Origin of the sequence: Bacillus solitudinis (assembly GCF_002797395.1) — a bacterium.
Lineage (GTDB): Bacteria > Bacillota > Bacilli > Bacillales > Bacillaceae_D > Halalkalibacter_A > Halalkalibacter_A solitudinis.
In genome coordinates, this window is record NZ_KZ454943.1 from 598,712 (window position 1) to 611,314 (window position 12,603).

8 protein-coding genes are annotated in these 12,603 nt (G+C 38.4%); all 8 read right to left on the reverse strand.

Annotation, left to right across the window (positions count from 1 at the left end):
* Nucleotides 1-4: 4 nt before the first annotated feature.
* Nucleotides 5-2,050 (reverse strand): beta-galactosidase, encoded by a 2,046-nt coding sequence (locus tag CEF19_RS02985; protein ID WP_100404707.1) that lies wholly within the window; start codon nt 2,048-2,050, stop codon nt 5-7.
* A 30-nt stretch (nt 2,051-2,080) separates the two neighbouring features.
* The gene (locus CEF19_RS02990) at nt 2,081-2,911 is read right to left on the reverse strand and encodes a carbohydrate ABC transporter permease (RefSeq protein ID WP_100404708.1); all 831 of its coding nucleotides are present in this window, start codon (nt 2,909-2,911) and stop codon (nt 2,081-2,083) included.
* Nucleotides 2,911-3,834 carry a carbohydrate ABC transporter permease gene (locus CEF19_RS02995; RefSeq protein WP_227521902.1) on the reverse strand — a complete coding sequence of 308 codons (924 nt, stop codon included), beginning with the start codon at nt 3,832-3,834 and terminating at the stop codon, nt 2,911-2,913. The genes CEF19_RS02990 and CEF19_RS02995 overlap by 1 nt, the downstream gene beginning before the upstream one ends.
* A gap of 72 nt (nt 3,835-3,906) precedes the next feature.
* Complete coding sequence (locus tag CEF19_RS03000) at nt 3,907-5,220, reverse strand: ABC transporter substrate-binding protein (protein WP_100404709.1); 1,314 nt, start codon at nt 5,218-5,220, stop codon at nt 3,907-3,909.
* 1,029 nt (nt 5,221-6,249) lie between these two features.
* Nucleotides 6,250-9,678 (reverse strand): glycoside hydrolase family 3 protein, encoded by a 3,429-nt coding sequence (locus tag CEF19_RS03005; RefSeq protein ID WP_100404710.1) that lies wholly within the window; start codon nt 9,676-9,678, stop codon nt 6,250-6,252.
* 182 nt (nt 9,679-9,860) lie between these two features.
* Nucleotides 9,861-10,685 (reverse strand): carbohydrate ABC transporter permease, encoded by an 825-nt coding sequence (locus CEF19_RS03010; protein WP_100404711.1) that lies wholly within the window; start codon nt 10,683-10,685, stop codon nt 9,861-9,863.
* 15 nt (nt 10,686-10,700) lie between these two features.
* Nucleotides 10,701-11,591 carry a carbohydrate ABC transporter permease gene (locus tag CEF19_RS03015; protein ID WP_100404712.1) on the reverse strand — a complete coding sequence of 297 codons (891 nt, stop codon included), beginning with the start codon at nt 11,589-11,591 and terminating at the stop codon, nt 10,701-10,703.
* Nucleotides 11,592-11,864: 273 nt separating this feature from the next.
* The coding region (locus CEF19_RS03020; protein WP_227521903.1) for a helix-turn-helix domain-containing protein at nt 11,865-12,603 on the reverse strand (739 nt) is incomplete at its 5' end.

Sequence of the window (12,603 nt, forward strand, 5' to 3'; positions counted from 1 at the left end):
ACAGTTATTTATGAAAAATGTATACGTCATATGGTTTCATCGTGACGTGAGATTCTAGTGTTTGACCAGAAAGCAGATCAACCATTTTTTCTTCTAAAAAAATCTCCTGCGGCTGATGGGCGTAATTTAATAGGAAGATAAATTGTTGACCAGCTTTGGTTCGAATCGCTAACTCGACCTTTTCAGGTAAGGTCATGCTCTTGATCGGTGTTTCAAGTTGTAACTCGGATAAAAGCATAAGAGCAATATCTAAATTAAAACCGCCTCCAAGATAATAGGCCGATCCTTTGCCGTATGCATGCTTGGTCAAAGCTGATTTACCTTCATAATACGTACCGTGAAAACGAGCCAACACGTTAACTTGGTCACTTTGAACAGTTAGTGTTTCGTTAAAATGTTCGACCGTTCCTTGCTTGTCGTTCGTTGACCAAATGATCGATGGCGCTTCTTCAAATGGTCCAATCGTTGTAAAATCGTCAACGGTGATTCCAGTCAATTTTGATAAGACCCCAGGGAATGGTTTCATATACGTCTGCCCTGAACCCTTTTTGTATCCGGAGCGACATCCGAACACAATCTTGCCGCCATTCTCTGTAAACTGTTCGAGCAACTGCGCAGTTTGTTCCGTCATAATCGCTGGATGCGGATAGATCAGAACATTGTATTTTTGTAAATCCTCTAATGTACTACTCTTGTGTAAGTTCAAAACATCAACCGGGATATGGCTATATTGAAACGCTTTGAACCATTCTTGTTGACTCGCTTTGGCAAAGGGACCATGCCATTCATCGAGCTCTCCGTCCCACTCATTATCATAATCAAAGACGATGGCCACTTCGGCTGTGTAGATTGATCCAGCAATGGCTTCGCCAACTTTTTGAATTTCTGAACTAACGTTGGTCACTTCATCGACCCTGCGATTTGGCAAGTTATGATAATCATTGATTCCGTGCCAATAGATTTCTGATCCTTGAGTCGCTGTGCGCCAGCGGAAGTAGAGGACCATGTCCGCTCCGTGCGCAATCGACTGATACGACCAGAGTCTTAATTGGCCAGGCTTGGGCGAAGGTTGCTTGATGCGATTCACCCAACCTCCAGGACCTGATTGTTGTTCGAAAATAGCAAAATTAGGAGAAATGCTCCGAACAATGCTTAAATTCCAAGACCATTTCCGATCGAGCAGCGGCTTGTTTGAATTCTCTGGAAAAATCGTACTAAAGTTTGGATACGAGTCATAAGCAAAGAAATCGAGCATGTCATCCGTTAGCTGATGGCTATTTAAATGTCCGAATAAGCCATTTGTTGTTACCCATTGCCGAGGAGCTTCGCGTCGAATAATATCGGCTTGCAATTTAGCAAATGAGATCGCACTATCTGAAATAAAGCGTTTCTCATCAAGCGCTTGATGAGGGTTAGGCGAATCCTGTACCGTCGGACGCGGCAAATAAATTTGTTCCCACTCTGTGTACGTTTGGTTCCAAAAGACCGTTCCCCACGCTTCGTTTACTTGATCAAGCGTCTTGTATTTGTCTTGTACCCACTTTCTAAAGGCACGATGGTCGCTATCTGAATAAAAGACATTCATTTCACAGTTTAACTCGTTATCAATCTGCCAACCGACGATCTCTGGGTGATCTTTATAATGAAGGACCATTTCAGTCACAATTTTTTGACAGAGTTCACGGTAGATTTCAGAATTGTAATTGTAATGTCGTCTCATCCCGTGTTGATACAAGACACCATTTTGTGACGCATTTAATACATCTGGATAGGTATGAGTCAGCCAAGCAGGTGGTGTCGCAGTGGGTGTCCCTAATATGACCTTTAATCCATGCCTACTCGCACATTCAATTGCTTCATCAAATAACTCAAAGGAATACTGGCCCTCTTGCGGTTCAAAGATCGTCCAAGCAAACTCGCCCATTCGTACATATTGAAACTCTAACTCTTTCATACGTTTAAAATCATCGTCCCACAATGACTTAGGCCATTGCTCTGGATAGTAGCACACCCCTAATGTAATTTTCTTTTCTTGTAGTTGTTTTTTCATGAAATAAACCCTCCAAATCAGTAAGAACATCTACTCCTTCACAGAACCTCCTAAGATTCCAGAAACGAAATGCTTTTGTAAAATTAAGAATACGATTAAAACTGGGATGACCGAAATTGCCGTACCGAGCATTAATTGACCATAGTCGACAGAGTTTAAACCGGCTAACGTTGAGAGCGCGACAGGCAATGTATACATATCTTGAGTCGACATAACAATTAATGGCCACATAAAGTTATTCCACTGAAACGTAAATAAGAAAATACCAACCGCCGCAAGAGCCGGCTTCATAATTGGCATGACAATTTTTGAGAAGATAAAAATTTCACCAGCACCATCAATTCGTGCTGCTTCTAATAAGGAATTCGGAATTCCTTTCATGTTTTGTCTAATCAAAAATATTGCAAATGGATAACTCAATTGCGGGAGAATAACCGCACGATATGTGTTGATCCAATCAAGATTCCCGAACAACTGGAAAAGCGGGATGATCGTTGCTTGATAAGGAATCATCATCGCTAACAACAACATAGCGAAAATGACTTCTTTTCCTTTAAACTCAAACTTGGCAAACGCATACCCAGCCGAAGCACAAATGAGCAAACTAAAGATGACAAAGATGACAGAAATAAGCGTCGAATTGATTAAGGCACTGAAAATATCAATCGACTGACTGAGATTTCGTAAGTTTTCCATTAAATAATCCCCAGGTACGAGCTTAGGTGGGAATGATAAGATTTGACCGGATGGATTAGTTGCCCCGACGAGCATCCAATAAAAAGGAAACAATGATACGAATACACCGATAGCTAATATGAAATACAGACATAATTGTGGTAGCAAACGTTTATTTAAGTTCATTAGTCATCCCTCGCTACTTTGAATTGAACCCAAGAAATAACAGCGATAAATAAGACAATGACATACGCTAATGCAGCCGCATATCCAAAATCAAAGTACTGAAATCCTTGGTTATATAAATAGTAAGTAATCGTTAATGTGGCGTTATTTGGTCCGCCTCCCGTTAAGTTATACGGCTCATCAAACAGTTGAAATGTCCCAATAGTAGACAAAACAAATGTAAAGAGCAAAACGGGCTTTAACTGAGGAATGGTAATCGTGAAAAATTTTCGAATAGTCCCAGCGCCATCGATGCTCGCTGCTTCATATAAATCCTTTGAAATGTTTTGCAGTCCAGCGAGTATAATAACCATGTTATACCCAGTCCATCTCCAAGTGACTACGATGATCAGTGACACTTTTGCCCAAAATGGATTCGATAACCAATTTACGCCTTCTAACCCAATCGACGTTAGGATGTAATTCACAAATCCAAAATTTCCATTCAATAAAAGCGTAAAGATGATCGATGCCGCAACTAAAGACGTGACAGCTGGCGTGAAAAAGGCAACTCGGAAAAAGCCTTTCATCTTTAATAAACTAGAATTTAATAACACGGCTAAAAGCAACGCAAGTGAAAGCATAATCGGAACTTGCACGACTAAAATAATGAGCGTGTTGCCCATTGCTTTATAAAATAAAGGGTCTCCAAACATTCTCGTATAGTTAGAAAACCCTGCAAAGACATATTCACCTGAGACTCTTGTTTGAAAGCTTAAAAAGAAAGAGGCGACGATCGGATAAGCTGTAAAAAAGAGAAATAAAAGTACAGCAGGGGCCACAAAGATATACGGCGCCGATTTGACGTTAATCAGTTGCTTTTTCGGTTTCTTATGGTTCTTGTTTAACGATTGTTCATTTAAAGGTTGCTGGGTTATCATCATGAACGACTCCTTTAGAAGAGGCTGACTCTTGTAGGCTTGCAATTGTAGAAATCAGCCTCCTTGTTCTACTTGCTATTCTGCTACATCGCGTCCAGTTTGTCGTTGCGCTTGTTCCTCAGCCGATTGAATCATGGCGTCAATCGGTTGATCTTCTAATAAAAAGGCTTCGATCGAACTTAACATAATTTGTCTTACGGCAAGTTCATCTGATGCGTGATTCACTGCTGGAATATTCGGTACCGTATCAGCAAACTGTTGGAAAAATGGCTTATTGTTAAAGAACTCTTGATCTTCACTGAAAAACGGCTCATCATATGCAGCTAACAGCGACGGGAACAATCCACGATTTTGCAGAGAAAGCGTTTGTGCTTCAATGTTCGTTGTTGCAAACTCAGCAAACATATAAGCCGCAACTTTGTTGTTGGAGTTACTCGGAATTGCTAAAGCAGATCCACCATTGTTTGATGCACGAACGCCACCTTCTTCAAAAGCAGGCAATTCAAACATACCCCAGTTACCAGATAATTCAGGCATTTGTTCAAGCATTGTTCCACTCCACCAAACAGCATCCGGATGTGTAGCGACTTGGCCATTCTTCATTGCAGCCACTTGCCCGTCCCAGTTGTCTGTGTAAGCGATCAGCCCAGCGTCTTTTAGTTCTGTAAGCAATTCAGAAGCATTCGCCGCTTCTTCTGACGTTAAATTCAAGTGTCCGTCTTCATCATTTGTAAAGTAGTAGCTTCCTTGTTGTTGCAAAAGGATACGGAACAAGTTGTCATCATACATTCCTAAAAATGCATTGCCCGTATGCTCGACAACTTGCTTTCCTGCCTCGATGTAATCATCCCACGTTTCGATTGCTTCTGGATCAACGCCAGCCTCTTCAAAAATATCGGTACGATACATAACACCAACAGGTCCTAAATCACGAGGCATCGCAATAATGTTTCCATCTACGTCTTTTAACCCAGCCCATTTCCCTTCAGGAAAAGCAGCATCGTACTCGTCATAGCCCATGTCAGTTAAATTCGCAAATGCATCCGGGAATTGATCCGTAAAGGAATTGATCCGATTGTTTTCCACTTGAACGACATCTGGCAATCCACTTCCGCCACTGGACAACCCAGCATTTAAGCGTTGATACACTTGGTCAACTCCTATGTTATTAACAGTTACATTAATGTTCGGATACTTTTTTTGAAATAAAGGCAGTACATCTTGTTCAAGGTAATTCGCTTCAAGTGCCCAAGCCCAGACCGTGATGTCCCCACTAATTTCTTCTGGATTCTCAAGTTCTTCCTGTTCACTTGCACTGTCAGAACCACCACACCCAGCTAACATAGCTACAATAAAAAGAAATACACCTAGAAATTTCAAATGTTTCACTACTCGTCACTCCCTTAATGAATTTATATTAACCACTCTTTACTAGAGGGGGCTAACCAATAGATTCGAAACGCAGGAAAGCGCATTCAATTAATCAAATTTTTCGAATCCTTATTATGAGATTAGTATAAAACTAACAGTACAAGTTGTCAACAAATATCGTTGGAACTACAAAAAATAGATACAAGTTGTATTTAAATAAACAAGATTATCGGATGTATCCCTGATAGGTACTCTACTTCTTACTAAAATCTAGAAGACTATTTAAGCCACTTATCTTTTTTATCTTTTAGGAATTGTTAAACGTAAAATGTCTTTTTCCCAACTAGATTAACTAATTCAAAATAAATAACCGTTCTTGGTTATACCAAGAAACGGTTATACTTTAGAAAAGGCTCTTTCAAAGAAGACTAGAATGCTCAGGTCGATTCTTCAAAATTTTCTTTCCAAGAATAGCGATAAAATAAAGAATTGTATCGAACTAATATTTCCGTTGTGACAGAAGCATTTATGGTTTACTATTCAACTCTCTTGTAAAGGTAAGGGAAGAACTGCCCCATAGCACTGACCAAGAAATCCTCGCGAACTGTCCAAAGCCGTCGTCCATCAGAGACCTGTCCTTATGAAGACTGCAATTCTTCTTTTATTAAATAAGCTAAGAAATCATCATAGCCTCCTATCAAACGTTTCTTTCATAAGGGGCTAACAACCTTCTGGCTTAAAAAGGGATGTCTTACTATATGGGACACTGCCTAGATTTTCAGAATGTCAATATCATCTCTCTGTAGCTACGATGAAGTAGCGGTCTTCAAAACTGCTACCACAACGTCAGGAGGGATAGCCAAATATTCAGCTATCCCCTCATGACTACCCCTAGTAAAATAGTGATTTAGCTACTCACGGCCTGTAATTTAGCAGCACTGACTTATAATTCAATTAGCGGAACATCTGCTTCGTGAACTAGCCCTAATTGACGCTTAAGCAATGAAGGTAAATTCATATGTTCAAGTGATATCTATTTCACCTTATTTAATTATTTTTTCCTTGATTACCGCCAGAGTTTCCTCCTTGGTTTCCTTTAGTTTTTTTCTCGATAAGTTGGATTGTGTCAACACGAATATCCTTATTATCAAATACAAGATACAAGTTTGATGTACCTGTAGATTTTTTAATTGGCTTAGTGACTTCTACATAAGCCATTTCGTGAAGGGTTGCTCCACTACCGTCGTTACTTGGAACTGTGTAAGTGGATTCACCAGTTTCCTTAAATTTTAATACAGCTAATTTTTCTCCTGTAGGAGAATCTTTTCTTATTTCAATTGTAGATTTTGGATTAGATGAAGCTACCCTTAATATTACATCTTTCACATTGGTCAAATCTACTTTTGGTATACCAACCCATGAATCAGTTCCAGCTGACATAACAGCATAATATTGACCAGCATAAGTTGTTGATCTTTCCTTAGACACTTCGCGATATAAGAGATTGTTGTTATGGAAAGCATGATCCCATACATTAGCAGGCTCAGATAAATCTAAAGTAGCTAATGTTTTACCCGTAACTGTTAGTGATTTTGACAGTTTTATATCTGCAGAAGACTGTCCAACCATCAACTTATAGTTTCCAGTTTCTACTATTTTCTCCTGTCTATTTACATCCCATATTGCAAAATCCTCTGGATTTACAGTAATCGTTACTGTTTTTGTTTCATTTGCAGGAATGTATTCTTTACCGAAAGCTATAAGCTGTTTTTTCGGAACGTTCGAACCATATTCAGAAGTATTATTTGTAACATATAGCTGAATCACCTCTGACGAACCAATAGATCCAGTGTTCCTTACATCAACTTTAACATCAAAAGTTCCATCTGCATTTACACGATTTGGCACTTGAAGATTACTATAGTCAAATGTCGTATAGCTCAATCCATATCCAAATGGATAAGTTACCTCAGCGTCAGTATATTGATACGTAAGTTTCGATTCTGCAGGATCAGAGTTCGTCATATCCACAGTAAATCGCGGATCGATTTGATCTAGAGAGCTAATTTTATCACCTTCAGGCAAGCTGTACTCGCTTATTGCTGGGAATGATGAAATATCTTTATACCAAGTGCTTTGAAGGCGTCCACTTGGAACCACTTCTCCAAACAGTACTTCAGCCAGAGCTTTTCCTTCGAACTGACCTCCATAAGGAGCAAATAATATAGAATCTATATTCGAATCATTTTGAATTTGTTCCATTCCTACAGGGAAGCTCGCACTAATAACTACTACTGTCTGTTTACCTTGTGCTTTAAATTCTGCAGCAGCTTTTGTTGCTAGTTCTAGTTGGTCTTCCCCCATATCTAGACGTGCACGGTCAACACCCTCACTTGTATTAATTTGCGCAGGAGCCCCGATTACGATGACTGCATAATCATTGGATGTTGCTAACTCTGTCGCAACGTCCCCTGGCTCTTGTAGCACTACTTCTTTGAAGGTCACAGAACCTTTGTCCGTTAAATTCTTAAAGTATTCTACATTCGTATTCGCTGTAACAGAATCTCCGGATACCGCTATATAGTTACCGTCTGTTAAGAAAGAAGTTTCAAATCCACCTTGGAAAGAACCTTTAAACCCACCCTGACGAATACTCTTATCTTCTCCAACATTCTCATATGAGAAAACTCCATTCACATATGGGTTGAAAGGCAGTAATGTTGTTGGTCTGTTTCCATTCAATTCTATCGTAGCGTCCCTCGTATTTCGCATTAAGTATTTACCATTTGCTAATGATGTAAAGCTGTAAGCGTCCTGTCCCCAATCATATACTTCAAAAACTTCATTTTTTGAAACATACTCGCCAGTTCCCACATTATAGGAATAGGCTTCATCAGCTTCTGCAGCAGGTTCTCCACCAGCTTGTAAGATTCCATTCGTAGTTCCAAGATCAGCAGTTAAATACTTGCCAGTTGCGTTAGACTTCAACGCTATCAACTTACCACCAGAGCGAACTTCAACTTGATCATCACCAAGCTTATCTGAAATTGCATCCGCAATTGTAAGATTCGCTCCAGGCAAAGTTGGTGTTCCAGCTGAATACAATGTCTTATTACGGTATTCCGCAAACTGCCCCAACACGGCCACATTCTTATTTTCAGCTATCGGCAGAGTTCCATTATTTTTTAATAATACAATACTTTCTCTAGCAGCTTGTAAGGCGATTTCTTGATTTTTAGTGTCATCAGCATTTACAGGGTTGGAAATAAGATCATTATATGGATAACCAATTGGAAGTCCATTCTCATCCCTCTCATTGAAATACCCCAAACGCACATACAATTCAAGTATAGGTCGCACAGCTTCCTTTAGCTTGGTTTCATCTACATTGAACAGCCCGCGATTAATTCCATCGACTGATTGTGCTTTATCTGGATTTCCCGGACTACCATTGAAACTTGGATTCCCCCATGTAGAAGCAATATTAGCTAAAAGTGCCGATAGATGAGCATTATCAGGAACGTAGCTCGAATCATAACCATTTCCAAGACCTGTCACTAAATCGGTAACTGACCCATAATCAGTGATTAAAGAGACACTATAAGGTGAGACCTCTCTTGCGATCTTAATATTTGGTGAAATGGAATTGGGAACTCCATTCGTTTTGCCATAGGAAGTCATAAAACCAGCAACAGAACCGTTTTCAATTTGACGAAGAAATGTTGGAAGCTGATATTCGTGTAAAGCGCGAACACCTACGTTGTTACTGGTGTTTTTGCGAAACCACTGTGCATTATAAACTGCAAAGTGCTTACTCTGAATCCCCGTTTTAAGATAAAAATCATTATCTTTTGACTGATCAATTAAATCAACTCCTGAAACCCCTGAACCCATTGAACTTGCTAATCTGCTAGCCATAAAGGGGTCTTCGGAAAATCCTTCATCGTAACGCCCACTTAGCGGATTATTTCGTATATCACCAATGGCCGACCACATTAATGCCAAGGAGCTATCCTCGACGGGAACACTTCCACGTTTTTCGTCCCCAATTACAGTTCCTACTTGTTTAGCCAAATCCTCGTTCCAGGAATTACCTAGTCCAATAAATGACGGGAAATCCGTGTATACACCCTGTACGTGATCCTTCCCATCCAAGTAAACCGGTAATGAATACCCCGCCTTAACCGTTCTCGTTCGGATAATGTTTCCTTCCGCATCTCGATAGGTTTGCCTTCCATTTGAGAAGTAAATCAAATCTTCAAAACTCATATCGTTGTCCATTATAAAATTAACAAACGGTGTTAAGTGCTCAGGATTCCCACTGAATATTGGACGTCCATCCTTCCCTCTTTCAGGTACATAGGCTGTAGAGGATTCTGCAAAAGCAATACTCTGACCTAAACAACTTAACAACATTACCAAAGCCATGAACAAGGAAAATGTTCTTCGTGATTTGTGAAATTTCCTTTTTAGCATATTTCACCTTACCCCTCTTAAATTTTGATTACGCTTTCATAAGTGAATATAGCATTCTTAAACGCTCCATACAGTAGAGAAATGTAAAGAAAAGTTTAACTTTATAGAATAGTGAAAAAATTAATACAAAAAAACGATCCTATTGGCTGCATAACCAATCAGATCGTTCTTTTACCTTTCTATTATCCTTTAACTGCTCCTGCAGTAACACCTTTCGTAATCTTCTCATTGAAAATGGCATAGATAATGATGGCTGGAATAGACGTTAACACCATGACCGCAAACTGAGAACCATAATCAGATGAGTATTGTCCTGCAAAATTCATAACGGAGAATGGCAAGGTCTTCAACCTATCATCACTTAAAAATGTATAGGCCATAATAAATTCATTCCAACAAGTAAGGAATGTTGTCACAGCAACCGTAACAATAGCTGGCATTGTAAGCGGTAAAATAATTTGGAATACTATTCGGTATATACTTGCACCGTCTATCACGGCTGACTCCTCTACTGATCTAGGAATACTTCTCATAAAACCTGTTAAAATAAATGTACTAAACGGTACAGAAACAGCGGTATATGGAAGAATTAACCCCCAATAAGAATTTGTTAACCCTAGCGCCCTAAAGATTGTAAAGTTAGGTAAGAGTGTAGCGTGTATTGGAATCATGATTCCTAACAATATAATAACAAAAAAGAATTTATTCCATTTCCATGACATCCTAGTAAACGCATAGGCCATTGATAAAGAAATGACTACGGTCAAAACGATGGTAGTTCCAGAAACTAAAATACTATTAAATAAGTATCTAACAAAATTCCCTTCTATCCAAGCATTCGTATAATTTTCCCACTTTATCACATCTGGCCATACCAGGATCTTATCTGAGTAAAATTCACTTGAATCTACCAACGAAAAATTAATTAACCAAATTAAAGGAAACAACTGAATGCTAGCAACCAAGAGTAAAAAGATCCATAGCATTAGACGTTTGGATTTCGACATCATCTTCACTCCTTATCAATAGTCGAGATTTTTGTTATTTGTTATTTTGTTTAACAAGAATGTAATTAGCAAGCAAAAAACAATAAACATGATAGAAATTGCATTTGCATAGCCATAATTACTAGCTGAAAACGCTTGATTATATAGGTATACCGCCACGAACTGGGTAGAGTCTCCCGGACCTCCGTTTGTTGTAAGGAAAACAGTCTCCATTTGTTTAAATGCTGTTATCATCGCTAACACAATCTGCACCGATATTACTGGAGATAATAGTGGCAATGTAATATGCCAATGTAATTTTAATCCTTTCGCTCCATCTAACCTAGCAGCTTCGTATAACTCCGTTGGAATCCCCTTAATCCCAGCATAATAAAATAATAATCCCCATCCAAAGCCTGCCCAAATTAAGATAACAAGTAGTGAACCGAGTGCAGTTGATGAGTCACCCAGCCAAGCATGTTGAAAGGCGCCAAGTCCAATCGCTGATAATATTTTATTAAAGATCCCAAATGTAGGGTCTAACACGGAAAGCCACATTCTCGAAATAACGACAACTGACAATACACATGGAATAAAGAAAATTGTTCGAAACCATTTCTCCGCTTTTCCACCAATTCGATCTAATAATATTGCAAAGAAAATACAAATCGGATGTTGAATTAAAATAAATCCTAAACCTAGCAACAATGCATTCCTTATAGAAAACCAAAAACGACTGTCCTCAAATAATAATGCTTTATAATTACTTAATCCTACCATCTCAATAGGAGTTCCAGGTGCTAATGTACTCGTAAATGAATAATATCCACTTAAAATAATAGGTGCAACGAATGTCAGTAAAAAAAATGCAATTCCTGGGAAGACAAAGATAAAGATTGCAAGTTTATCGCTATATACTTTATGCAATGGTGCCACTCCTTCCGAATAATGGGTTTTCCCATCATCCAACTTTTGTATTATTACGTTTGTTTTTCATCATAACAATCAGACATGCGTTAGTAAGTAGAGAATAGGAGGATAAGGTTTAGAATTATCAAAAGTTTTTTTGTTATTAAATAAATGCTAGTCTCGATTATCGGAAAATATTTTTTTTTTACAAAAACAGTGAGAACGAAAAAACTCACAAACATTGATGCAACATCATTTGTGAGTTCTTATCTTTTATATTTTTCCGGCTAGTCAAGGCGATGACTTTTTAGCAGTAGCGTTCTTTTTAAAGCTATTAGGAGTTCTTCCCATATATTTTTTAAATTGCCTTGAAAAAATACAAGGGTCTTCGTATCCAACATGGCTAGCAACACTTTTTACTGAATTACCTTCATTTAACAAACGTTCGGCATAATGAAATTTAGCATTTAGACGATACTGTATGGGAGATAAACCTACCATTTTTTTAAATAATTTTCTGAGATTTTCATAGCTCATATTAAATGATGCAGCGACATCTTCAAGAGAGATCGCTTTATCATAGTCTAGGCATAATATCTGCTTTGCTCCGGAGATTATGGTATTGACGTCCGTGTCAGGTATTTCACTATTTTCATTATGTAAGCATATGAGCAACTTTTGTGCATTAAAAAAGACTTCTGTAAGATCAGATTGATTATTTGAAGATTCTAGCTGAAATAATAAATCATTAAACCACTGTTCCAAATAAGGTTTTACATTTATTTCAAATACAGTTTTTTTAATATTTAATAGATTTAGGGAGGCAAGTGCATGAACAATATCCTTGTCCATACTAAGTTGAAATTCATACCATGGCTCAGAAGGTTCAATTAGAATGGTATATTTATTGCCTGGAAAGAGCTGACAAAATGAATTAGGGGAAAGAGAGTATTCTTTTCCTGTTTCATCAATCAAGCTACCGTACCCATGAATCAGTACAAAACAACTATAATGTTTGTTATGAATATTA

Excerpts from the sequence above, each read along its gene's own strand:
- CEF19_RS02985 (WP_100404707.1), bottom strand. The coding sequence starts at position 2,050 with ATGAAAAAACAACTACAAGAAAAGAAAATTACATTAGGGGTGTGCTAC.
- CEF19_RS02990 (WP_100404708.1), bottom strand. The coding sequence starts at position 2,911 with ATGAACTTAAATAAACGTTTGCTACCACAATTATGTCTGTATTTCATA.
- CEF19_RS02995 (WP_227521902.1), bottom strand. The coding sequence starts at position 3,834 with ATGATGATAACCCAGCAACCTTTAAATGAACAATCGTTAAACAAGAAC.
- CEF19_RS03005 (WP_100404710.1), bottom strand. The coding sequence starts at position 9,678 with ATGCTAAAAAGGAAATTTCACAAATCACGAAGAACATTTTCCTTGTTC.
- CEF19_RS03010 (WP_100404711.1), bottom strand. The coding sequence starts at position 10,685 with ATGTCGAAATCCAAACGTCTAATGCTATGGATCTTTTTACTCTTGGTT.